Source organism: Streptosporangium sp. NBC_01810 (assembly GCF_035917355.1).
GTDB lineage: Bacteria > Actinomycetota > Actinomycetes > Streptosporangiales > Streptosporangiaceae > Streptosporangium.
The window spans coordinates 2,630,846-2,653,282 of record NZ_CP109070.1 but is presented as its reverse complement, the minus strand read 5'-3'; the positions used below and the strand labels follow the sequence as shown (position 1 = coordinate 2,653,282).

General features: G+C 70.3%; 20 protein-coding genes and 1 pseudogene. 10 read left to right on the top strand and 11 right to left on the bottom strand.

The genetic code is table 11. The annotated features are described in order from the left end of the window. The first annotated feature begins 102 nt into the window (after positions 1-102). Entirely contained in the window at positions 103-690 is a 588-nt protein-coding gene (locus OIE13_RS11980) for an Rv1733c family protein (protein WP_326829992.1), read from the top strand. On the opposite strand, the gene OIE13_RS11975 is transcribed toward OIE13_RS11980, so the two are convergent. Next, entirely contained in the window at positions 624-914 is a 291-nt protein-coding gene (locus OIE13_RS11975; protein WP_326640085.1) for a hypothetical protein, read from the bottom strand. The genes OIE13_RS11980 and OIE13_RS11975 overlap by 67 nt on opposite strands. 128 nt (positions 915-1,042) lie before the next feature. Continuing rightward, positions 1,043-1,912: a DUF4394 domain-containing protein gene (locus tag OIE13_RS11970; protein ID WP_326640086.1), complete on the bottom strand. Its 870-nt coding sequence runs from the start codon at positions 1,910-1,912 to the stop codon at positions 1,043-1,045. Between the two features lie 410 nt (positions 1,913-2,322). Between OIE13_RS11970 and recD2 the strand changes: the two genes are divergently transcribed. Next, positions 2,323-4,539: an SF1B family DNA helicase RecD2 gene (gene recD2, locus OIE13_RS11965; protein WP_326640089.1), complete on the top strand. Its 2,217-nt coding sequence runs from the start codon at positions 2,323-2,325 to the stop codon at positions 4,537-4,539. 329 nt (positions 4,540-4,868) lie between these two features. Further along, positions 4,869-6,080 carry a L,D-transpeptidase gene (locus OIE13_RS11960; RefSeq protein ID WP_326640091.1) on the top strand — a complete coding sequence of 404 codons (1,212 nt, stop codon included), beginning with the start codon at positions 4,869-4,871 and terminating at the stop codon, positions 6,078-6,080. A 68-nt stretch (positions 6,081-6,148) separates the two neighbouring features. Here OIE13_RS11960 and OIE13_RS11955 read toward each other — a convergent pair whose 3' ends face one another. Beyond that, a complete protein-coding gene (locus OIE13_RS11955; protein WP_326640093.1) occupies positions 6,149-7,111 on the bottom strand; it encodes a radical SAM protein in 963 nt (320 codons plus the stop codon). A gap of 186 nt (positions 7,112-7,297) precedes the next feature. On the opposite strand from OIE13_RS11955, the gene OIE13_RS11950 reads away from it, so the two are divergent. The 4 genes from OIE13_RS11950 (at position 7,298) to OIE13_RS11935 (ending at position 9,268) form a co-directional block, all read left to right on the top strand. Continuing rightward, a complete protein-coding gene (locus OIE13_RS11950) occupies positions 7,298-7,624 on the top strand; it encodes a DMT family transporter (protein ID WP_326640095.1) in 327 nt (108 codons plus the stop codon). Between the two features lie 57 nt (positions 7,625-7,681). Then, positions 7,682-8,242 (top strand): GNAT family N-acetyltransferase, encoded by a 561-nt coding sequence (locus tag OIE13_RS11945; protein WP_326640098.1) that lies wholly within the window; start codon positions 7,682-7,684, stop codon positions 8,240-8,242. A gap of 80 nt (positions 8,243-8,322) precedes the next feature. After that, entirely contained in the window at positions 8,323-8,700 is a 378-nt protein-coding gene (locus OIE13_RS11940) for a DUF952 domain-containing protein (RefSeq protein ID WP_326640100.1), read from the top strand. Between the two features lie 19 nt (positions 8,701-8,719). Then, a complete protein-coding gene (locus tag OIE13_RS11935; RefSeq protein WP_326640102.1) occupies positions 8,720-9,268 on the top strand; it encodes an NUDIX hydrolase in 549 nt (182 codons plus the stop codon). Positions 9,269-9,657: 389 nt separating this feature from the next. On the opposite strand, the gene OIE13_RS11930 is transcribed toward OIE13_RS11935, so the two are convergent. The 3 genes from OIE13_RS11930 to OIE13_RS36640 form a co-directional block, all read right to left on the bottom strand. Then, positions 9,658-10,074: a DUF6262 family protein gene (locus tag OIE13_RS11930; protein ID WP_326647097.1), complete on the bottom strand. Its 417-nt coding sequence runs from the start codon at positions 10,072-10,074 to the stop codon at positions 9,658-9,660. Between the two features lie 153 nt (positions 10,075-10,227). After that, positions 10,228-10,458, bottom strand: a complete 231-nt coding sequence (locus OIE13_RS11925) for a hypothetical protein (protein WP_326640104.1) — start codon at positions 10,456-10,458, stop codon at positions 10,228-10,230. Between the two features lie 151 nt (positions 10,459-10,609). Next, on the bottom strand, positions 10,610-11,026 hold the full coding sequence (locus OIE13_RS36640) for a universal stress protein (RefSeq protein WP_442816063.1): 417 nt from the start codon (positions 11,024-11,026) through the stop codon (positions 10,610-10,612). Positions 11,027-11,628: 602 nt separating this feature from the next. On the opposite strand from OIE13_RS36640, the gene OIE13_RS11920 reads away from it, so the two are divergent. Continuing rightward, a complete protein-coding gene (locus OIE13_RS11920) occupies positions 11,629-12,642 on the top strand; it encodes a tyrosine-type recombinase/integrase (protein WP_326640106.1) in 1,014 nt (337 codons plus the stop codon). Positions 12,643-12,779: 137 nt separating this feature from the next. Beyond that, positions 12,780-12,866 (top strand): annotated as a pseudogene (locus tag OIE13_RS11915) (type I methionyl aminopeptidase); the annotation flags it as partial. 120 nt (positions 12,867-12,986) lie between these two features. Here the strand turns inward: OIE13_RS11915 and OIE13_RS11910 are convergent. After that, positions 12,987-14,936, bottom strand: coding sequence for an ABC transporter ATP-binding protein (locus OIE13_RS11910; RefSeq protein ID WP_326829991.1), 1,950 nt, complete (start codon positions 14,934-14,936; stop codon positions 12,987-12,989). A 410-nt stretch (positions 14,937-15,346) separates the two neighbouring features. Here OIE13_RS11910 and OIE13_RS11905 point away from each other — a divergent pair, with 410 nt between their 5' ends. Beyond that, positions 15,347-15,652 (top strand): DUF3817 domain-containing protein, encoded by a 306-nt coding sequence (locus OIE13_RS11905; RefSeq protein ID WP_326640109.1) that lies wholly within the window; start codon positions 15,347-15,349, stop codon positions 15,650-15,652. Between the two features lie 151 nt (positions 15,653-15,803). On the opposite strand, the gene OIE13_RS11900 is transcribed toward OIE13_RS11905, so the two are convergent. The 4 genes from OIE13_RS11900 to OIE13_RS11885 all read right to left on the bottom strand — a co-directional run bounded on the left by OIE13_RS11900 (position 15,804) and on the right by OIE13_RS11885 (position 22,377). After that, complete coding sequence (locus tag OIE13_RS11900; RefSeq protein ID WP_326829990.1) at positions 15,804-17,246, bottom strand: GNAT family N-acetyltransferase; 1,443 nt, start codon at positions 17,244-17,246, stop codon at positions 15,804-15,806. After that, the gene (locus OIE13_RS11895; protein ID WP_326829989.1) at positions 17,243-17,641 is read right to left on the bottom strand and encodes a hypothetical protein; all 399 of its coding nucleotides are present in this window, start codon (positions 17,639-17,641) and stop codon (positions 17,243-17,245) included. The genes OIE13_RS11900 and OIE13_RS11895 overlap by 4 nt, the downstream gene beginning before the upstream one ends. Positions 17,642-17,664: 23 nt before the next feature. Continuing rightward, complete coding sequence (gene purB, locus OIE13_RS11890) at positions 17,665-19,095, bottom strand: adenylosuccinate lyase (RefSeq protein ID WP_326829988.1); 1,431 nt, start codon at positions 19,093-19,095, stop codon at positions 17,665-17,667. A gap of 105 nt (positions 19,096-19,200) precedes the next feature. Beyond that, on the bottom strand, positions 19,201-22,377 hold the full coding sequence (locus OIE13_RS11885; protein WP_326640118.1) for an efflux RND transporter permease subunit: 3,177 nt from the start codon (positions 22,375-22,377) through the stop codon (positions 19,201-19,203). Between the last annotated feature and the right edge of the window lie 60 nt (positions 22,378-22,437).

The following is a 22,437-nucleotide window of genomic DNA, read 5'->3' as shown; positions in this document are numbered from 1 at the left end:
GGGGAAAGGGACTTTCGGCTCTGACCGCAACGAGCCAAGGACCCTGGTACGCCGGGTGCACACGCCACACAGTGGAGGCAACACCACGGGGGAGGTGGCCCAATGAGTTCCTTCGGCTACCGGATCCGGTGCCGCCTGCGCCTGCGCCGGTTCGACGGCAACCCTTTGCGCAGGCGCTCGGACCGGATAGAGACAGCAGCCGTGCTGATGAGCCTGCTGCTTTTCGCCGCCGGGCTGTGGCCGGCGGCCGGGCTCGGCCGGCAGGCCTACGAGGACGGGCTGCGGGCCGAGCTCGCCGCCCCCCACCGGCGGCTGGTCGCCGCCGAGGTCGTGGACACGGTCCGCCCGGCGCAGCCCGGCCTCGGCGAGCGGGCGCGCACGGTGCGCTGGACGGCGGCGAACGGGACCCCGCGCACCGGCCAGGTCGTGCTTCCCACGGCGGTGCCGGTCGGCTTGCGCACCGAGATCTGGTTGGATGCCGCGGGCACACCCACCGATCCCCCGCACAGCCGCCTGGAGACGGTCACGGTCGCCGCGCTCACCGCGATCGGAGTGATGGTGTGGATCGCGATGATCCTGCTGCTCTTCCTGGTCGGCCTCCGGTTGCTGCTGAACCGGTACCGCTACGCCGAGTGGGAGAGAGCGTGGTCCCTCGCCGACCAGCGATGGCACAGGCCGAAGCAGGGTTGACGCCCTTCGTGCCGGAAGTGCCCGGCGTACCAGACGACGACGTTGGTGGCGCTGACGCTCTCGCCCTCCCGCACGATCGCCACCGCCTGGGGTTCGGTCGAGCCGGTGTCGTCGAACTGCTCGATCACGTCGTTGGCCGAGCCCTCCACGTCGAAGTCGAAGCGCCAGTAGACGTGGTGGCGGTGGCGCATGCAGGTGCGGGGATTGGGAAGACCCGAGATCACGCGGAGCCGCCTGGCACGCCGCGCCCCCGCCCCGGAAACCCCGTGGCCGCCCCCTCGGCGCCGGCTGTCCCCTCGGCGCCGGCCGTCGCCACCGCCCGGCGAGGCGATCGCGGCCGCTGGGATCGAACTCAGCCGCGGTCGAGCCGGATGGCGATGTCGAGGACCTGGCGGTTGGCGGGAAAGGCGCCGTAGCCGTAGTTGACGGCGCCGGTGAGCAGGTTGATGCCGTAGAACCCGTAGCGGCCGGCGACCCTCAGCGTGGCGAAGGCACTGTTGGAGACGGTGACACCGTCGCGCAGCGAGCTGTGGACGTCGAAGCCCGCCGCGCCGGTCGCGGCCACGCGCAGGCCACCGGTCGGTACCAGGGTGCCCGCGCCGGCGGGCGACTGCAGGCTCACCTGGCCGGTGGTGGTGTTCACCGCGAAGAGTGTCGTGGCGGTGTCCGGGCTGAGGTCGTTGTTGGTGTATCCGGCACCTGACAGGCCGGTCGCGACCGTTCCCACGACGGCCGGCGAGATGGGCGGGGCGGTCAGCGTACGGTCGGCCACGGTCTGCCCGGCGGCCGGGCTACCCGCCGGGTCGTCGAGGTTGTGCCGCAGGTTCTGCCCGGTGTCGCTGATCACCCGCAGCCGGTTGGCCGCGGGGCTGAAGTCGACGCCGAAATGGTAGCCCCGCAGCGCCACGGTCAGCTGGGAGACCTTGGCCGCCTTGGCCGGGCCGCTGAGCGTGTAGACGCCGCCCAGGTCTCCGACGCCGTACAGCCTGCCGTTCTGCACGCGGTAGTCGATGCCCACGAGCCGGGTGTCGCCGTCGAGCCCGCGGATCCTGCCGAGGTCGCGCGTGCGGCCGGGGGAGCGGATCGCAAAGCCCACCAGACGCTGGTCGCCGGTCAGCCCGATGACGTCGATGCCGGGCCGCCCGCCGGCCGGTGCCGCCGCGGCACCGGCCGGCACCGCCGTGCCCAGCACCATCATCAGGGCGGTGAGTGTCCTTCGCATGTGCCTCTCCTTCGCGGCCGGGTGCCGTGTGCCCCCGGACTTCGGCGGCAAAGCCGTTACGGATCGGAGAGACTCCATCACACACGGCGACGCCCTGGCCCGCGAAGGGGGGCGGGGAGGCCGGCGTGTCTGCGACCCACCCTGCCCGCACGCCTACCAGGCCCGGCGAAACCGGCGAAACCTCGCACCCGGCGGTCCCGCGTGGTCGCGCACCCCCCACCGGGCCCGGCGCTCCGGCGAGGGGCGTCACCGGCGGAGCCCGGGGCGGCCGGAGCGTGGAGCGCGTGTACGGGCGACAGCGTCTCGGTGTGGACTTATATAAGCCAAACCTGAAATCAGCCGGCCCGCGCACCCGCCGCCGGGCGCTCCCCGGCTTGGAGCAGGAGGTCGGCTGCGGCACAATACCCGCCATGAACACCCCTCCGGCGCAACCCACTCCCGGCACCGTGCTGGAGGCCGTGCTCGAACGCATCACCTACGCCAACGAGGAGAGCGGCTACACCATCGCCAGGGTGGCCGCGGGCCGCTCCAGCGACCTGCTGACCGTGGTCGGGCCGCTGCTGGGGGCCCAGCCCGGCGAGTCACTGCGGCTGACCGGACGCTGGACCTCCCACCCCAAGTACGGCAAGCAGTTCGAGGTGTGGTCCTACACCACCGTGCTACCCGCCACCGTGCAGGGCATCCGGCGCTATCTGGGCTCAGGGCTGATCAAGGGCATCGGGCCGAAGATGGCCGAGCGGATCGTCGAGCACTTCGGCGTCGACACCCTTGAGGTCATCGAGGCCACCCCCGAGCGGCTGGTCGAGGTCCCCGGGCTCGGCCCCAAGCGAACCAAGATGATCGGCGTCGCCTGGGAGGAACAGAAGATCATCAAAGAGGTGATGATCTTCCTGCAGGGTGTCGGCGTGTCCACCTCGATCGCGGTCCGGATCTTCAAGCAGTACGGCGACAACTCCATCACCGTCGTCAAAAGCGAGCCCTACCGGCTGGCCGACGACGTGTGGGGCATCGGTTTCAAGACCGCCGACACCATCGCCCAGGCCGTGGGCATCCCTCACGACAGTCCCGAGCGCGTCAAGGCGGGCCTGCGCTACACCCTGTCCCAGGCCGCCGACGACGGCCACTGCTACCTTCCAGCGCCCAACCTCGTCGCCGACGCCGTGAAGATCCTGGAGGTCGCCGCCGAGCTGACCACACGGTGCCTGCAGGAGCTCATCGCCGAAGAAGGCGTGGTCGCCGAGGAGGTCCCGGTCGGCGACGGCACCGTCCCCGCGGTCTACCTGGTGCCCTTCCACCGCGCCGAACTGTCCCTGGCGGGCTCCTTGCGCACCCTGCTGACCTGCGAGCACGACCGGATGGGCGTCTTCGGCTCGGTCGACTGGGACATCGCGCTCAAATGGCTGCACACCCAGACCGGCGCCGACCTCGCCGAAGAACAGGCCCACGCGGTGCGGCTGGCGCTGACGCGCAAGGTCGCGGTGCTGACCGGAGGCCCGGGCTGCGGCAAGAGCTTCACCGTGCGCTCCATCGTCACCCTGGCCCGGGCGAAGAAGGCCAAGGTGATCTTGGCCGCTCCCACCGGCAGGGCGGCCAAGCGCCTGGCGGAGCTGACCGGCCACGAGGCCACCACCGTGCACCGGCTGCTGCAGCTACGCCCCGGCGGGGACGCCACCTTCGACCGCGACAACCCCCTGGACGCCGACCTGGTCGTGGTCGACGAGGCCTCGATGCTGGACCTGCTGCTGGCCAACAAGCTGGTCAAGGCCGTCGCCCCGGGCACGCACCTGCTCTTCGTGGGCGACGTCGACCAGCTGCCCTCGGTCGGCGCGGGCGAGGTGCTGCGGGATCTGCTGGCCGCCGAGAAGGAGATCCCCCGGGTACGGCTGACCCACATCTTCCGCCAGGCACAGGAGTCGGGGGTCGTCGTCAACGCCCACCGGGTCAACACCGGCCTGCACCCGGCACTGGAGGGCATGAGCGACTTCTTCCTGTTCCCGTGCGAGGAACCCGAGGAGATCGCGGCACTGACCGTGGACGTGGTCACCAACCGCATCCCGCGCAAATTCGGCCTCAACCCGCGCCGCGACGTGCAGGTGCTGGCCCCGATGCACCGGGGCGCGGCCGGGGCGGGCAACCTCAACCACGCGCTGCAGGAGGCGCTGACCCCCTCGCGCGAGGGCATGCCCGAGCGCCGCTACGGCGGGCGGGTCTTCCGGGTCGGCGACAAGGTCACCCAGCTACGCAACAACTACGAAAAGGGTGCCGCCGGGGTGTTCAACGGCACCGTGGGCCTGGTCGTCGACATCAAACCCGACGAGCACAAGCTGACCGTGCTGACCGACGAGGACGAGAACGTCGAGTACGGCTTCGACGAACTGGACGAGCTGGCCCACGCCTACGCGGTGTCGATCCACCGCTCCCAGGGCAGCGAATACCCGGTGGTGGTGATCCCGCTGGCCACCAGCGCGTGGATGATGCTCCAGCGCAACCTGCTCTACACCGCGATCACCCGGGCCAAGAAGCTCGTCGTCATCGTCGGCTCTCGCCGCGCGCTGGCCCAGGCTGTGCGCACCCGCGGCGCCGGGCGCCGCCACACCAGCCTCACCCACCGCCTGCGCCGGCCCTAGCGCGGTCGCGCAGAGCACGGCCCCGGCGCTGCCGGCCAGGTGGTGCAGCGCCCGGTCCAGTCCAGGCGGGGCCGGGCCGGGCTCTCCGGCGCTCCAGGCGCGCCCGTCCAGCCATCATCGGCCCCGGACGCTTCGGCACCGGCCGAAACATCCCTCTCCGCACCCCGTACCCGGCTCTGCGCGGCCGCTCTCATCTGACTCCCGGTCGGCATTTTTCCGGCTTTAAGAAGAGACCGAAACGTTATCAAATCGGTCGCAACCATGTGCAGTCACCATGCATCTCCCATTAGTGTTTTAAGGGCAGTTTGCTGTAGTGGGGGAGAGAAATTGTGCTGACCGTGGAACGCCACAGGACGCCACTGGCCGCTCTGGCCCTGGCGACCGCGGCGGTGCTGGCCACCGCCTGCTCTACAGGGGCGGACACGAAGGCTCCCGCCGCTGGCTCGGGCGGCGGCTCAGGCGGCGGCTCAGGCGCCGACGCCTCCAGTGCTCCGGCGGCACCGGAGATAAGGATCAGCCCCGCCAAGGGCAGCAAGACCGTACGGCCCAACAAGAGGGTCGTCGTCAGCGCCTCCAGCGGGGCACTGGAGCAGGTCACCGTGGAAAGCGGCGGCCAGGTACTGGAGGGCGACTTCGACGCCAAACGAACCAAGTGGATCTCCACCACCCCCATGATCCCCGCCAGCGACTACACCGTCTCGGCGCGCGCGGTGGACGGCACGACCGCCAGCAGCTCCTTCCGGACCCTCAAGCCCGAGCACGAGCTCGAGGTGGCGGACGTGACCCCGGCGATCAAGGGGGAGAAGGTCGGCGTGGGGGCGCCGATCATCGTCACCTTCAACCAGCAGATCGCCAACAAGGCCGGAGTGGAGAAGGCCCTGGAGGTCAAGGCGGAAAAACCGGTCCAGGGCGCGTGGCGCTGGATCAACGACACGACCGTGATCTACCGGACCGAGAAATTCTGGCAGCCCCACCAGAAGGTGACCTTCACCGCCCGCCTCAAAGGCGTCCAGGGCGGCAAGGACATGTACGGCGTCAAGGACATGACCAAGGTCATCCGGATCGGCGCGGCTCAGATCGCCACGATCGACACCCGCAAGCACAAGATGATCGTCAAACGCGACGGCAAGGTCGTGCAGACCATGCTGATCAGCGCGGGCAACGCCAGCACCCGCGAGTACACCACCACCAGCGGCATCCACCTGGCGATGGGCAAGGCCAACCCCGAGCGCATGATCTCCCCCGGCCGCAAGAAGGGCGACCCCGGCTACTACGACCTGATGATCAACCACGCGGTCCGCTTCTCCAACAGCGGAGAGTACGTGCACGCGCTGAACAACGTCTGGGCCCAGGGGCGCCGAAACGTCAGCCACGGCTGCATCAACTCCCGCCCCGACCAGGCCAAGTGGTACTACGACCAGGTCCAGCGCGGCGACGTGATCACCATCAGGGGCACCGACCGCGAGATGGAGTGGAACAACGGCTGGGGCTTCTGGCAGATGCCGTACGCGCAGTGGAAGAAGGGCAGCGCACTGGCCTGACCCCTCCCTCCCGCCGTCGCCACCGCGAACTCGGCCGCGATGGCGACGGCGGCCGCGCCGGAGCAAGGCTAGAGCAGGGTGAGCTGGGCCTGGCGCGGCAGCGCCAGCGGCAGGGGCTGCTCGGGCCGCACCGGGCCCATGCCATAGCGGGTGGCCAGTTGCAGGACCTGGTCGGTGACGCGGCGCACATAGCCGCTCTCGGCGTCGGCGCTCCTCGCGTACAGCTCGGCATAACGGGCCACCAGCGCCGGATGGTGCTCGCCGAGCCAGGCCAGATACCACTCACGGGCGCCGGGAGGCAGGCGCAGCACGTGCGGGACGAGGCTGACGGCCCCGGCGTCGGCGACCCGGCGCACGGTGGCCGCGAGCTGGTCGGGGGAGTCGGTCAGCAGCGGCAGGATCGGCGCCATCGCCACCCCGCACGCCACCCCCCGCTCGTTCAGCTCGGCCACCAGCTCCAGGCGCTTTTGCGCGCTGTGGGCGCCGGGCTCCACACTGCGGCGGATCCGATCGTCGACGAACGCGATCGAGACGACCACCCCCGCGCCCGGAGTGGCGGCCAGCAGATCGGCATCGCGCAGGATCAACCGGCTCTTGGTGTGGACGGTGAACGGCGCCCCGGCCTCACGCAACGCGGTGACCAGACCGGGCATCAACCGGTAGATGTCCTCGGCGCCCTGGTAGCAGTCACCGCCCACCCCCACCGTGACATGCTCACCGTCCCAGCGCGAGGCCAGCTCCGCGCGCAGCCGCCGCACGATGTTGGTACGCACCACGATCCGCGAATCGAAGTCGCCGCCGGCGTCCAGCCCCAGGTAACGATGTCCCCGGCGCACCGAGCAGTAGCGGCAGGCCTGTGCACACCCCCGATACGGGCTGACGCTCCACCCCTCGGGCGTGCGCTCCAGCGCGGTGCGCGCCTGCACCTCGTAGCAGGTCAGCGCCCCGTGAACCCTGACCAGTGCGGAGCGCTCGATCCGCGGCCTGGCATCGGGCGGCGCGGCGAGCAGGGAAGGCGCGTCCCATCGCATACGGCTCAGTGGAACACGCTTTCGACACCGCTCGCAAGTGGATCCGGACACGGCGCGGGCACCGGATATCCGCCCTCGAGGCAGTGGCGGACCTTCTCAGGTACGGCGTCGCCGGGCAACCGGTGCGGCCCCGGAACACCTGATCGGATGAAATGATACGTTCGTGCCGATTTTGGGGGAGTGGTCATGGCGTGGTTGATCCTGGCAGGGGCGATCATCGCCGAGATCGCGGCGACCACCGCCCTCAAACTGAGCGACGGCTTCGCACACAAGGGCTGGGCGACCCTGGTCGTCGCCGGCTACGCCGCCGCCTTCATCCTGCTGGCCCAGGCGCTGAAACTACAACTGGAGGTCGGCACCGCCTACGCGGTCTGGGCCGGAGCCGGCACCGCGGCCATCGCCGCGATCGGCGTACTGTTCCTCGGCGAGACGATCAGCCTGGCCAAGGTCGCGGGCATCATTCTGATCATCGGCGGAGTCGTGGTGCTCAACCTGACCGGCAGCCCCCACTGACACCCGGCCGGAAATAACGCCTCGCCCACCGCGGAACATCTGCCCTACCCTGACCTGATGCTGAAGCCCTCCTACCCCATCCGAACCGACCGCCTGATCCTGCGCCCCTACACCCCGGCCGACCTCGACGCCCTGCACGCCATCCAGTCGCTCCCGCAGGTGGCCCGCTACCTGTACTGGGAACCACGCGACCGGGAACAGGCCGGCGAGGCACTGCAAACCAAGATCGCACAGACGGCGTTGCTCGAGGAGGGCCAGATCCTGACACTGGCGGTGGAACTGGCCGCCACCGGCGAACTGCTCGGCGACGGCATGCTGATCTGGCACAGCCGCACCCACCGCAGCGGCGAGATCGGCTACGTCTTCCACCCCGCCCACCACGGCAAGGGATACGCCACCGAGACCGGCCTGGCCCTGCTGGAGCTGGGCTTCGACGGCCTCGACCTGCACCGGATCATCGGACGCCTGGACGCCCGCAACGAGGCCTCGGCCCGGGTGCTGGAAAAACTGGGCATGCGCCGCGAGGCACACCTGGTGGACAACGAGATGGTCAAGGGCGAATGGACCAGCGAGCTCGACTACGCGATCCTGCAGCAGGAATGGCGCGCCCGGCGCTGACGACCACCGCTTCCGCCCGACCCGGCCCCCGCGAGAGGGCACGGTTGAACGACAGGGCCCCGGAGGGCACCATGTCTACGATGACCATCCTGCATCTGGCCCTGGCCTCCGACTGGGACGCCGCCCGGCGAACGGGGGAGTACCGCGTCTCCACCATCGGCCGCACCCTCGACGAAGAGGGCTTCATCCACGCCTGCGCGAGCCACGAACAGCTACGCGGCGTCGTGGAGCGCTTCTACAGCGACGTCACCGCCCCCCTCGTACTGCTCAGCGTCGACCCGCGCGGGCTGGACGTGCGCATGGAAGTGCCCGCCGACTCCTCCGAGGCGTTCCCGCACATCTACGGGCCGCTGCCGGTCACCGCGGTGACCTCCGTCCTGCCGTTCGCCCCACCCGGCCTCGACCCGCACCACCCGCGCGACGCCGACCAGGCCACAGCGCCCCGAAGGGAGCCGTGACACCAGTAGGCTGCGCGCCATGACCGACGTACACGGACCGACGATCCGCACACTCGACTCGACGGTCGTCTACACCAACCCCTGGATGAGCGTGCGCGAGGACCGCATCGAACGCCCCGACGGTTCCCACGGCATCTACGGCGTGGTGGACCAGCTCGACTTCGCCCTCGTCCTGCCCATGGAGAACGACGGTTTCCACCTCGTGGAGGAGTACCGCTACCCGGTGGGACGGCGCACCTGGAACTTCCCCCAGGGCGGGGTCAAGGACAGCCCCTCACCCCTGGTCACGGCGCGCACCGAACTGGCCCAGGAGACCGGCCTGCGAGCCGCCTCGATGACCCACCTGGGCCGCCTGCACAACGCCCACGGCACAACGGGCCAGCACTTCGACATCTTCCTCGCCACCGGCCTGACCGCGGGCACCCCCGACCGCGAGGACACCGAGCAGGACATGCGCCAGGAGTGGGTCTCGCGAACGGAACTGGAGCGGATGATCCTATGCGGCGCCATCACCGACAGCGGCTCGATCGCCGCCTACACCATGTTCCTGCTGCGCGAGGCGGCCTGAGAGCCCGACGAGACTCCACCCCAGGCCTAGCCAAAACCGCTATTTACCCGACAATTCTCCATATCACAGGACATTAAACATTGACGGGACGGTCCCGCGCTGCACACACCGGCGGAACCTCGCCACCTCTTGATCATTTTTGACGGTCCGGCAGCTTGTGGATCTTGTTTGACGAAACGGTCAAGAGAGGGTGATCATGCACGGAAAGGGACTCCGGGCGCCATGGCGCACCCGGGAGGAAACCGCACCGTTCTCCGCTTTCCCGCGGCGGGGAGCACTCGGCGGATAGAGACCCGCACGGCACACCAGACAGGCCCTACCAGCATAAAACATCTCTAACCATACAGAAGGTTGATTCTGTATGGTTAGAGAAATGATCATCTCAACGCCTACTCAGCCGGCGGCGACCCGCTCCAGCCGCGATACGTCAACTCCCGGCGCAGGATCAAGTTCTCACCGTGCGCCCGCTCCAACGCCTGACGCAGCCCGGCCACCTCCTGGCGATGAGCGCTTTTCAGCCGGGTGATCTCCGCCGTCAAAGCGAGAACCACATTGTCCGCAGTACCACCCTTATCGGACTCATCCGCGACGACCGCCCGCACCGGTGTGGAGCGCTGGCGAAGTTGCTCGATACGCCGCCGCAGAACCTGGTGGCCGTACAGAAACGAATGAGAAACCCCCGCCTCCCGCTGCACAGCCTGAAACGTCACCGGCGCGCCCTTCCTGAGCAGACGCTTGATGGCCGCCTCGGCCGCCTGCACCTTTGCCTCGGACTTGCGCCGGGCCGCCGCGCTGAGAGCATTGATGCGCCGTTGCCGGCTACGGCATCGCGTGGCTGTGCAGGGTCTTGAACATCCGCCGCAACGCCTACCATGCCTGGCTCAAGCGGAAACCCGCCTGCCAGGCCAAAGCGGCCGAAGACGCCCGGATCACGGAGAAGATCCGCTGTCAGACAGGCTCTAGTGGGGCGAGGGGATGCGGCCCAGCGTGAGGTAGGCGATCGGGCCGAAGGGCTGGACGAGTAGCAACGGCCACCATAGCGCCTTACGTCCCCGGACCTGTCCAGCGGGCCTGCACCACAGGTCTGCGGCCGCCGTGGCAGTGAGCGACAGCTCTATGGAGACCAGCGTCAAAATCGCCGCCTGTTGCCGGTCGGAGAGGTCACGCCAGCGCTTGTGCGAACGTGTCATGAGTGCTCCTTGGTTGAGAGCGGCACGGGCTCGATGCGGACCAGTACGGTCCGCACCTCGCCTGCTTCCTCGGTGATGTCGGAGAGTCCTTGTATCTTCACCTCCATCGCACACCCGCAGGAGGGTTCCGGCACCGGCCGAACGTCACCCGCTACAAGGACCGATGTCTCCCGCGACGCCTCCGTAGGCTTGCAGGAGGTCGCCGCCTGGCACGGCGTCCAGCACGGCGAGAACGGCACACCGTGTCGGAGTGGCGCGGTAGCGCTCGCGCGGCCCTGTCACGGCAGAGTAGCGGGCGCACGACGAGTTTCGGATACCCGGCGCGGACCGTCGCGACCGCTCGGCTCACGACGGTTTCGGCAATCGCCTTCCGATCTGTCTCCTCGGTGGGCGCCCAGGCGGGCACATGGGGTGATCTACACCGCGTGACGTCGCCCCATGCGTGGAGAACGACCAGTTCCGCGCCGCTGCTGCGGGCCTCCCAGGCGCCCCAACTCAATGCCGCCCACCCGGCGGCCGAACCATCGAAGCCGACCAGGATGCGAGAAAACGACTGCCGGCATGTCATGGGGTCCTCCGTGATCCGTCCCGTGGCCCCGGTGGCGAAAGTCTTCATGCAACCGTGACCGGCCGGCCCCGGCCAGGGTCGCAGGTCCCGGCGAGCCGGGACCTGCGACCCTTCCGGCTCCGAGGCGGTCACCGGCCGGGGCCGGAGAACGTTGACGCGTGCGGAGGTACGGGGCCTTACGGGTTCTCATCCGATATCAGGCGAATGCCGGGTGCGAGCGCGCGCCCCTCCCCCAGCGGGGCGCACACCCAGATCGAGGAGAGCTGCCGTCCGTGAGGTTCTTCGACTGCTTCCGGCGCTCGGCGAAAGGTCGTGTGGTCGATGTCGTGCTCGGTCTTCTTTCGGGGGGGCGGGTCTTCGGGCTGTGGGGGGAGGCCCGGGTGCGGGCATTCGTTTACCGTGGGGGGTGGACATGATCGGTGATCTGGCGGGCAGGACGGGCCCGCGCGGGGGCGGCGCCCCCGCGCCGCCGTTTCGTGTTCGTGGCCTCGTCCTTGCCGGTGGGCGGTGCCGGTGTGAGGTGAGTGGCCGCTTCGGGGTGGCCTGGGTGCGAAAGGGGTGTCGTCGGGATCATGCGGCCGGCTGATCTGAATCGTCTTGGTGTGGGTGAGTGTGCCGACCGTTATGTGGAGCTGGTGCGGGCCAAGACCCTGACCGGTGCTCTGTCGATGTCGACGGCGGAGGTGTACGCGCGGGATGTGGCCACCTTTGTGCAGTTGGTCGGTGAGGAGGTGGTTTTGGATGACCTGACGGGTGAGGAGGTGGATGCCGTTCTGCTGGCCTTCGCGCGCAAGCCGGATGGGCGGCGGCGCTCGCAGCCGGAGGCCAGGTCGGGGGCGTTGCAGTCCGCCTCCTCGCAGGCGCGGTTTCGGCGGTCGGTCTCGGCGTTGTTCAAGCACGCGGTGCTGGTCGGGTGGGTGCAGATCAATCCGATGGCGACGGCTACGGTCACGGCCAGGGAGCGCGGAGGGCTGCGGCCGGAGCGGCGGGCGCTGACCCGTGAGCAGGCGCAGGGGTTGATCGGTGCGGCGCGTGACCTGAGCGGCGGGCCGGGAGAGGTGGCGGGCGCGGGGCGGGCGCGGCGTCGTGACCAGCGCACCGAGTTGCGTGACGGGCTGATCGTGTTGATGTTGTCGACGATGGGGCCGCGGGTGTCGGAGCTGGTGCGGGCCAATGTGGAGGATTTCTACACCAATGACGGGGTGCGTTACTGGCGGATCTTTGGTAAGGGCGGTAAGACGCGGGACGTGCCGCTGCCCGGTGATGTGGCCTTGGTGCTGGAGGCCTATCTGGCGCGGGGGCGGATGGTCTCGGCCGACAAGGCGTTGCTGTTGTCGTGGCGGGGGCGGCGTCTGGCGCGCGGGGATGTGCAGGCGGTGATCGACCGGGTGCAGCGGGGGGTGGATCCCGATCGGCGGCGTTCGGTGACGCCGCACGGGTTGCGGCACACCACGGCCACCCATCTGCTGGCCGACGCGGTGGACATGGACGCGGTGCGAAGGGTTTTGGGGCACAGTGATCTGGCGACGCTGGGGCGTTACCGCGATGAGCTGCCCGGGGAGCTGGAGGTGGCGATGCGTTCGCATCCGTTGCTGCGTGGCCCGGTGTCGGGTTGAGTGCGCCGCTCCCCCGGCCGTGAGGTCTCCTGGACTCCGCCTTGGGCTACAAGCCCGGTTTCGCGCCGACACCGTTTCCCGCGGTGATCTGCGCCTCGGTCAACGACGTGATCGTGCACGGCATCCCCTGGGCGCTGTCCAGTACCGACGGCAGCCGGGCGGCGCATGTGGAGCACACGGTGGCCGTCACCGCCGACGGGCCGCGCGTGCTGACCCTGCTGTGAGGGTGCGGGCGCACGGCGCAGGTCTGACCCGATACCGGCGACGACGTGCTCGGCGGGACGCTCCCGCCGAGCACGTCGTCGCCGGCACTTCTGAAGGCGACGCTCAGGTGAAGGCGACGCTCAGCGGATGGGTACGGCGGAGGACTCCTCCCCCGCTCCGAGCCCGTCTCCCGGGTCTCCCGGGTCTCCCAGGTCTTCGAGGGGGACGGCCCGCTGGTCGAACTGGGTGCGATACAGCTGCGCGTAGCGGCCGTCGGCGGCCAGCAGCGCGGTGTGCGTGCCGCGCTCGGCGATGCGCCCGTTCTCGACGACCAGGATGAGGTCCGCGGCGCGGACCGTCGACAGCCGGTGGGCGATGACCAGCGCGGTCCGCCCGGCCAGCGCTTCGGCCAACGCCTCCTGCACCGCGGCCTCACTGGTGGAGTCCAGGTGCGCGGTGGCCTCGTCCAGCACCACCAGCCGCGGCCGGGCCAGCAGCAGCCTGGCGATGGTCAGCCGCTGGCGCTCGCCCCCCGAGAGACGGTAGCCGCGCTCGCCGACCACGGTGTCCAGGCCCTCGGGCAGTGCCGCGACCAGCTCGGCCAGCCGGGCGCGCCGCAGCACCTCCCACAGCTCCTCGGGCTCGGCTTGCGGCCGCGCCAGCAGCAGGTTGGCCCGGATCGAGTCGTGAAACAGGTGCCCGTCCTGGGTCACCATGCCCAGCGTCCGGCGGATCGAGGTCGCCGACAGCTCGCGCACGTCCACCCCCGAAAGGCGTACCGCGCCGCTGTCGACGTCGTACAGGCGTGCCAGCAACTGCGCGATCGTCGACTTACCGGCTCCGGAGGATCCCACCAGCGCGATCAGCTGGCCGGCCTCGGCGCGGAAGGACACCCCGTGCAGCACCGCCTCGCCGCCGCGCGCGTCCAGCGTGGCGACCTCCTCCAGGGAGGCCAGCGACACCTTCTCGGCCGATGGGTAGGCGAAGCCGACCTGGTCGAACTCCACGCTCACCGGCCCCTCGGGCACCGCCCGGGCGTCCGGACTGTCGGTGATCAGGGGTTTCAGGTCGAGGATCTCGAAGACCCGCTCGAAGCTGACCAGGGCGCTCATCACCTCCACCCGGGCGCCGGCCAGCGCCGTCAGCGGTGCGTAAAGGCGGGTCAGCAGCAACGCCAGCGCCACCACCGCGCCCGGCTCCAGTTGCCGGCTCAGCGCGTAGAAGCCGCCCAGGCCGTACACCAGTGCCAGTGCCAGCGCCGAGACCAGTGTGAGGGCGGTGACGAACACCGACCGCACCATCGCGGTGCGTACCCCGATGTCACGCACCCGCCGCGCCCGTGCCAGGAACTCGGCCGACTCCCGCTCAGGACGGCCGAACAGCTTGATCAGGGTGGCGCCGGGCGCGGAGAAACGCTCGGTCATCTGCGTGCTCATCGCCGCGTTGTGGTCGGCCGCCTCGCGCTCCAGCCGTGCCAGCCGGGCGCCGACGCGCCGGGCCGGCACCACGAACACCGGTAGCAGCACCAGTGCCAGCGCGGTCAGCTGCCAGGAGATGCCGATCATCACCACCAGGGTCAGGGCGAGGGTGACCAGGTTGCCCGCCACCCCCGACAGGGTGTCGCTGAAGGCGCGCTGGGCGCCGATGACGTCGTTGTTCAAGCGGCTGACCAGCGCACCGGTGCGGGTGCGGGTGAAGAAGGCGACCGGCATGCGCTGCACGTGGTCGAAGACGGCGCCGCGCAGCCGCAGGATCAGCCCCTCGCCGATGCTCGCCGACATCCAGCGCGTCACCAGTCCCAGCGCCGCCTCGGCCAGGGCGATCACCGCGATCAGTCCCGCCAGGCCGGCCACGACGCTCACCGCGGCGCCGGTGACGATCGCGTCGATCACCTGCCCGGCCAGCACCGGGGTGGCCACCGCCAGCACCGCCGAGACGACGCTCAGCAGCAGGAACCAGGCCAGTAGCGTGCGGTGCGGGCGGGCGAAGGTGACGATGCGCCGCAGTGTGGCGGCTGAGAACGGCCGCCGGTCGCGCTGGGCGTTCATCGCACCGTACAGCGAATGCCAGGCGGCCATTTCCATGTTCATCACGCGCCACCACGTTTCCTGTGCTCGTTGTGCGGGGTGTCTGTGCCGGTGGCGGCTTCGAGGCCCCGCGAGGGGAAAGCCGGTGCGCGGCGCCAGGATACGACCCTAAAAGCTGAACTTGACTTGAGGTCAAGGGGCGCCTTTCCCGGACGCGCCCTCCGCTTCCGGCGTTTCCGGTTCCGCTTCCGGCGTTTCCGGTTCCGCTTCCGGTGTTTCTGATTCCGGTGTTTCCAGGAGGGAGTGCGAGGCCATCCGCGGCAGTGGGAACGGCCGCCGTGCGAGGCCGGGACGGCGCGGTTGAGGGCCCGCGGAGGGGACCGGCACCTGGTCCCCCTAGGCTGGAGGCCGTTTCCCCCGACGTCCGGATTCTCTGCTTTCGGATGACCCCTTTCTGGGAAGGTGTACTCGCTGTGCCGATCGAACTCCGCCTGTTTCGTTATGTGGCGCTCGCCGAGGCGTTCTCCTGGACGGGACTGCTCATCGGCATGTACTTCAAGTACGTCGCCGCCACCGGGGATGTCGGGGTGAAGATCTTCGGGCCGGTGCACGGCGCCCTGTTCGTTCTCTACGTGGTCGCGGTGCTGGTCGCCGCTCGCCAGGCCCGCTGGAGCCTGGGCACGGTCCTCGTGGGCCTGGCCTGCTCGGTGCCGCCGCTGGCCACGCTCTGGTTCGAGCGGCGGCTCCTGGCCCGTCACCGCCGGCCGGCGACCGTCTGACCCTGTCGTCTGACCCTGTCGGCCGGCCTGACCCTCCGGCCTCGCAGGACGCTGCCGGCCGATTTCGGCCGGCCCCCGATGTCGTCACCCGATGCGGGACGCGGGTCACGAAGATCTGAAACGAACCGGATGGCGGAGTCTCAGCGGAGTCTCACAGGTCCAGGATCGCGCGGGTGGCCGCCCGGCAGCGCCGCGGGTCGGTCAGCAGGTCGACGCAGTCGCCGAATTGGTCGACCGAACCCACCGGCGGCAGCGCCCGCACGCGGGTGTCGGTGATGGCGCCGCTGAGGGCGTCGGCGAACCGGCCGGCGTCGATGACCTGGAAGGGCCGCCGGTGATACGCCCGCAGGCTCCCCTCCAGCGCCGGACCCGCCCCTACCCGGTTGTGCAGGGCCGCCGCCCGCCGGTAGACCACCCCCAGGTGCTCCTCCCGCTGCCGCCACCCGGTGGCCGCAACCGCCGCCGACAGGGCGTCTGCCAACTCCGCCGTGCCCGACAGCCGCGCGAAGGCGCTGCCCAGCCATTTGGCGTACGGCGGGTAGCGGCGGCGCATCAGCAGCACCAGACGCATCAGGTCACGGGCCAGGCCGGCGGTGACCAGGGCGGAGCCCAGATCGTCGCCGACCTCCCCGCACCTTCCGGGGAAGGCCTCCTGCTGGGCCAGGCGTCTCCACTGCCCGGCCAGCACGTAGCGTTCCAGATCCGGCGGGTACCAGCCCAACGCGGCGCGGACGCGCTCCATGACGTCCAGGCCGTCGTGGAACACCTCCCCGCAGGTGACCTCCGCCAGCCGCTGCCAGGGGGTCGACAGCCAGTCCAGCACGCTCACCCCCCGCAGAGGGTCGAAGCCGAGCCGCCCGGTGAACCAGGTCGCCGCATCACCGACCTGCACGCCATGCCGGCCGGCGCCGGTCACGGCGGTGGGGTAGCCGCGGAAAACCTCCGGCAGCCCGCCGTCGACGGCGCGGCGGGCCTGCTGGACTCGGTGCTCCTCGACGAAGACCACCACCCGGGGACCCCAGTCATGGTCGGTGGAGCGTTCGGTGTCGAACGCCAATACCTCCGACCCGGCGCCGATCAGCGCGGCGCTGTGCGGCACATCGGCCATGATCGGCCGCACGACCTGGATGTAGAAAGCGCGAGAAAGCTCTAAACCAGGTATGAAACCAGACATCATTTCGTCCACTCTGCCTGCCGCGACCTCGCCCCGCACCAGGTTTTCCCACCGCCTGCCCGAGCGGGTTCGGGCGCCCTCCAAGGCCGCGGCGGCGAGCGGGCGGACGCGCAGCCCCAACCGCTCGTACAGGGCGAGCGCGGCATGGTTGGCGGTGTCGACCATCGGCGCGGCGCGGCCGCATGAGGCGAGCAGGTCGCCCAGCACCAGGCGGCACACCATTTCGCCGTACCCGGTGCCGCGGCGGCGCGCGGCGGTGGCGACCCCGGCGACGAAGCCCACCTGCGGGCAGGACCAGGCGTCGGCGGCCACCGCGACCAGGTCGCCGTCGTCGCCGCGCACGCCCGCCCAGCGGCGTACGCCGGCCACACCGGGCGCCGCCCACGAGGAGGGCGCCGCGGCCGCGAGCAGTGCGCTCACCTCCCCTCCTCCTCCTGGCCCAGCCACCGTGCCCGTCCCGGTCTCGCACCGAGGGCGGGGCTCAGCCGGTGGGTGTCCATCCACTCGAACGTCCCCAGCAACCCAAGCCTCGGCGAGCGGGCGGCCACCTGCCGCACCAGTGCCCGGCTGCCCACCACCCGGTAGGAGGGGCCGACCTGCCCCAGCACCCACTCCGCCAGCGCGGCCACCTGCTCGGGCTCACCGCACACCGTCAGACGGTCACGGCGGTTGAGATCGGGACAGGCCACCGCGACCGCCTCCCCCAGCGCCCAGGCCCGCACGCTCTCCTTCATCCCCTGGGCGCCCCACAGCACGAGCGGATCGCCGGCGCAGGCGGCGGCCACCTCGGCCACCTCGCGCAGCACCCTCGGCACCCTCGGCACCCTCGGCGCACGGCTCAGAGGATCGCCCCGGGCCGGTAGGCGGCCGCCTGCGGGTAGCGGGCCACGACCGCCTCCACGCGGGCCACGACCTCCGCCACCTGGGAGGTGGCCGCGCCGGTGAAGGAGAGCGGCTCCCCCAGCAGGCCCTCCAGTGCCGCCCGGTCCAGCGGGAAGCGATCGTCGGCCGCCAGGCGGGCGAGCAGTTCGTTACCGGCGGCGCCCTCGCGCATGGCCAGCGCCGAGGCCACCGCGTGCTCCTTGATCAGCTCGTGGGCGCTCTCGCGGCCCAGCCCGGCACGCACCGCGGCCATCAGCATCTTCGTCGTGGCCAGGAAGGGCAGGTAGCGCTCCAGCTCGGCATCGATCACCGCGGGGAAGGCGCCGAACTCCCCCAGCACCGTCAGCATGGTCTCCACCAGACCGTCGAACGCGAAGAACGCGTCCGGCAGCGCCACCCGGCGCACCACCGAGCACGACACATCGCCCTCGTTCCACTGGTCGCCCGCCAGCTCCCCGGCCATCGACGCATACCCGCGCAGGATCACCGTCAGCCCGTTGACCCGCTCACACGAGCGGGTGTTCATCTTGTGCGGCATCGCCGAGGAGCCGACCTGCCCCTGGACGAATCCCTCGGTGACCAGCTCGTGCCCGGCCATCAGCCGGATCGTCTTGGCCAGCGAGGAGGGAGCCGCGGCCAGCTGTACCAGCGCGGTGAGCGCCTCGTAGTCCAGTGAACGCGGATACACCTGCCCCACGCTGGTCAGCCGACGGGTGAACCCCAGGTGCGCGGCCACCTCGTCCTCCAGCGCGGCCAGCTTGGCCGCGTCCCCGCCCAGCAGGTCCAGCATGTCCTGGGCGGTGCCGACCGGACCCTTGACACCGCGCAGCGGGTAGCGGCCGAGCAGCTCCTCCAGCCGGGCGAACGCCACCAGCAGCTCATCGGCGGCCGAGGCGAAACGCTTGCCCAGCGTGGTGGACTGCGCGGCCACGTTGTGCGAGCGCCCGGCCATCACCACGTGCGAGTGCTCGGCCGCCAGCCCCGCCAGCCCCGCCAGCAGCGCCACGCACCGATCCCGTACCAGCACCAGGCTGTCGCGGATCTGCAGCTGCTCGACGTTCTCGGTCAGATCCCTCGACGTCATGCCCTTGTGCACCTGCTCATGCCCGGCCAGCGCGTTGAACTCCTCGATGCGGGCCTTGACGTCGTGGCGGGTGACGCGCTCACGGGCGGCGATCGACTCCAGATCGACCCGCTCGACGACCTTCTCGTAATCGGCCACCGCCTCGGGCGGGACCTCCACCCCCAGCCGCGCCTGCGCGGCCAGCACGGCCAGCCACAGGCGCCGCTCGGCCACCACCTTGTACTCGGAGGACCACAGACGGGCCAGCTGCGGCGAGGCGTAGCGGGCGGCAAGGACATTGGGGATACGCGGCTTGGCAGTCACGTTGCGTCAGTATATTCCGCCGTCCCCACCCGCCCCGTCCAGGGGTCGCGGGCCGGGCGGGGCGGGCACGGAAAAGCCGGTCACCGGGCTCACCGGGCTTCCGGGTTACTGCCTGGCCGGCGCCAGCCCGTCCTTGTCGTAGATCTTCAGCTCCGGACGCGAGCCCTCCTCCTTGGGGGTGCGCCGCAGCCGTTCCTTGAGCCGCTCCACCATCACGTACAGGGTCGGCACCAGCACCAGCGTCAGCAGTGTCGACGACAGCAGCCCGCCGATCACCACGATCGCCAGCGGCTGGGAGATGAACCCGCCGGAGCCGGTCAGTCCCAGCGCCATCGGGATCAACGCGAAGATCGTCGCGACCGCGGTCATCAGGATGGGGCGCAGCCGTCGCCGGCCTCCCTCGATCACCGCCTCCACGATGCCCAGCCCCTGCTCGCGGTACTGGTTGATCAGGTCGATCAGCACGATCGCGTTGGTCACCACGATGCCGATCAGCATCAGCATGCCGATCAGGGCCGGTATGCCCATCGGCGTGCCCGTCGCCAGCAGCAGCCCGAGCGCGCCGGTCGCCGCGAACGGCACCGACACCAGCAGGATCAGCGGCTGCACGAAGCTCCGGAACGTCGCCACCATGATCATGAAGACGATCGCGATCGCCGCGAGCATCGCCAGCCCCAGCTGCCCGAACGCCTCGGCCTGGTCGGCGCTGACCCCGCCCACGGTGAAACTCGCCCCGGCCGGCATCTCCAGCCCGTCCAGCTTCGCGGTCAGCTCGGTGGTCACAGCGCCCAGGTCGCTGCCGACGGCCGTGCCCGACACCGTCGCGCTGCGCGCACCGTCGATCCGGGTCACCTGGGCGGGACCGTCGACCTTGGCGACCTCGGCCACCTGCGAAAGGCTGATCACGCCCGTCGCCGTCAGCAGTTTCATCGCGCGTACCGTCTTGAGGTCCTCGGGTACCTCATCGACTCGCAGCACCACCGCGCCGGCGCGCCCGTCCAGCGTCAGATCACCCAGGGCCATCCCCCGGAACCTCTGCGCCAGCAGTTGCCCGATCTGCGTCTCGGTCAGCCCTCTGGCCGCGGCCTTCTCCCTGTCGACCCGCACCTCGACGCGCTGCGCGCCGCCGGCCTCCAGGTTCGAGGCCACGTCCCGCAGCCCGCCCAGGCCGGCCATCGCCGTGCGCACCGTCTCGGCCGCCGTGCGCAGCGTCGCCACATCCGGCGCCTGCACGATCACCTGCAGCTGGTTGGTCGTGCCGCCGCCGGGGCTGCCCTGGGCGCCGCCCACGGTGATCTCCCCGACGTCTCGCAGCTCCTTCAGCCGCTCGCGCAGCGTCTCCTGCAACGCATCGGTGTCGGCGTCCTCCGCGGCCGTCACCGAGTAGGAGGCCCGGTCGCCACCGCCGGCCGCGCCCTGGAACCCGTCGCCGCCACCCACGTTCACCTGGTAGTCGCGCACGCCCGTCAGCGACGCCAGAACCTTCTCGACCTGCTTGGCCGCGGCGTCCGTCGTCGCCAGGTCCGTGCCCGTGGGCATCCGCTGGCTGATCGACACCGTGTCCTGCCCGGAGGAGTCGATGAAGTTGGTCTCCAGTCGCCCTGCCAGCCCCATCGTCGCGGCGAAGATCACCAAGCCGACCAGGATCGTCACCAGCCGCCGGCGGGTGGCGAAACGCAGCACCGGCAGGTAGGCCCGCTGCAACGGGCTGCGCAGTTCCTTGGCCTCGGCCTCCTCACGCACCGCCCGCGCCTGCTCGGGTGAGAGCGCCGGGGCCTTCAGGAACCAGTAGGCCAGCACCGGCACCACGGTCAGCGACACCAGCAGCGACGCCAGCAGCGCCACAGTCACCGTGATCGCGAACGGTGCGAACAGCTGCCCCACCATGCCGCCCACCACCGCGATCGGCACGAACACCGCCACGGTCGTCAGCGTCGAGGCCGTCACCGCGCCGCTGACCTCGCGCACTCCCTCCAACACCGCCTTGCGCTTGGCCTCGCCGTAGCCGAGGTGGCGCTTGATGTTCTCCAGCACCACGATCGAGTCGTCGACCACCCGGCCCACCGCGATCGTCAGCGCCCCCAGCGTCAGCAGGTTCAGCGAGTAGTCGCCCGCCCACAGCGCGATCAGCGCGATGATCACCGATAGCGGGATGGAGGCCGCCGTCACCAGGGTCGAGCGCACCGACAACAGGAAGACCAGGATGACCAGCACCGCGAACGTCAGACCCAGCAGCCCCTCGGTCGTCAGGTCGTGAATCGAGCGCTCCACGTACGGCGCCTGGTCGAAGATCACCGTCACCTGCGAGGAGTCACCGATCGCCCGCACGATGTACGGGATCTTCTCACGCACCGCCTGCGAGATCGCCACCGCGTTGCCGTCCGGTGTCATCGTCACCGACACCCCCAGGCTCGGCTGCCCGTTGGTGCGCGTCAGCGACGTTCCCTCGGCCAGTGAGCGCTCCACCGTCGCCACGTCCCCCAGCCGCACCGGCTTGGGGGTCGGCGCCGGGCGCTGTGCCTGCGGGGCCTGAGCCGGCGCCGCCGGCGTCAGATACAGGTCCTTCAGCTCCTGCAGCGTCGAGACCCGCGCACCCACCTGCACCGTCAGTGACGCCTTGTCCTCGTTCAGGCTGCCGGCGGGAATCGGCTGCCCGTTGGCGTGCAGCAGGTCGGCCACCGCCATCGGCGTCAACCCCAGCGCCGCCAGCTTCCAGACGTTCGGGGTGATCGTCACCACCTCGTCGCGGGTGCCCGTCACCGTCGCCTCGCGCACTCCCTCGATGCCCTGCAACTCCGGCACCATCAGCCGATTCAGGCGCTCGGCCATGACCCGCTGGTCGCCGCCGTCGCCCACCGCCAGCACCAGCACCGGAATGTCGTCGGTCCCGCCCGTCAGCACCTGCGGTTCGACCCCCGAGGGCAGCTGCGTCCCGATCCGCGACAGTGCCTGCTGCATCTTCGAGACCGCCGCGTCGATGTCGGTGCCGTACTCGAACGACACCTGGATCTGCGCCATGCCCTCCTGGGAGGTCGAGGTCACCTCCGTGACCCCCGCCAGCCCCTGGAAGCTGTTCTCGATCGGCTCGGTCACCTGCTCCTCGACGATCTCGGGAGAGGCGCCCGGATACGGGGCCACCACGAACGCCCCCGGGAACGAGAGCGAAGGCAGCAGCTGTTGTTTCAGGGAGGGGATCGCGAAGGCGCCGAACGCGCTGAGCACCAGCGCGATCATTATGACGAGGCTGCGGTTGGCGAGGCTCAACCTGGCCAAGGAGGTCATGGGGGCGGGACTCCTAAAGGGATGTCATAATAAGATTCGCCCCAGATTAACACTTCGCCT

What these genes read in the sequence shown, in the direction of transcription:
- OIE13_RS11980 (WP_326829992.1), top strand. Translation starts at nt 103, where the DNA reads ATGAGTTCCTTCGGCTACCGGATCCGGTGCCGCCTGCGCCTGCGCCGG.
- OIE13_RS11970 (WP_326640086.1), bottom strand. Translation starts at nt 1,912, where the DNA reads ATGCGAAGGACACTCACCGCCCTGATGATGGTGCTGGGCACGGCGGTG.
- recD2 (WP_326640089.1), top strand. Translation starts at nt 2,323, where the DNA reads ATGAACACCCCTCCGGCGCAACCCACTCCCGGCACCGTGCTGGAGGCC.
- OIE13_RS11955 (WP_326640093.1), bottom strand. Translation starts at nt 7,111, where the DNA reads ATGCGATGGGACGCGCCTTCCCTGCTCGCCGCGCCGCCCGATGCCAGG.
- OIE13_RS11950 (WP_326640095.1), top strand. Translation starts at nt 7,298, where the DNA reads ATGGCGTGGTTGATCCTGGCAGGGGCGATCATCGCCGAGATCGCGGCG.
- OIE13_RS11945 (WP_326640098.1), top strand. Translation starts at nt 7,682, where the DNA reads ATGCTGAAGCCCTCCTACCCCATCCGAACCGACCGCCTGATCCTGCGC.
- OIE13_RS11940 (WP_326640100.1), top strand. Translation starts at nt 8,323, where the DNA reads ATGACCATCCTGCATCTGGCCCTGGCCTCCGACTGGGACGCCGCCCGG.
- OIE13_RS11935 (WP_326640102.1), top strand. Translation starts at nt 8,720, where the DNA reads ATGACCGACGTACACGGACCGACGATCCGCACACTCGACTCGACGGTC.
- OIE13_RS11925 (WP_326640104.1), bottom strand. Translation starts at nt 10,458, where the DNA reads ATGACACGTTCGCACAAGCGCTGGCGTGACCTCTCCGACCGGCAACAG.
- OIE13_RS36640 (WP_442816063.1), bottom strand. Translation starts at nt 11,026, where the DNA reads ATGACATGCCGGCAGTCGTTTTCTCGCATCCTGGTCGGCTTCGATGGT.
- OIE13_RS11910 (WP_326829991.1), bottom strand. Translation starts at nt 14,936, where the DNA reads ATGAACATGGAAATGGCCGCCTGGCATTCGCTGTACGGTGCGATGAAC.
- OIE13_RS11885 (WP_326640118.1), bottom strand. Translation starts at nt 22,377, where the DNA reads ATGACCTCCTTGGCCAGGTTGAGCCTCGCCAACCGCAGCCTCGTCATA.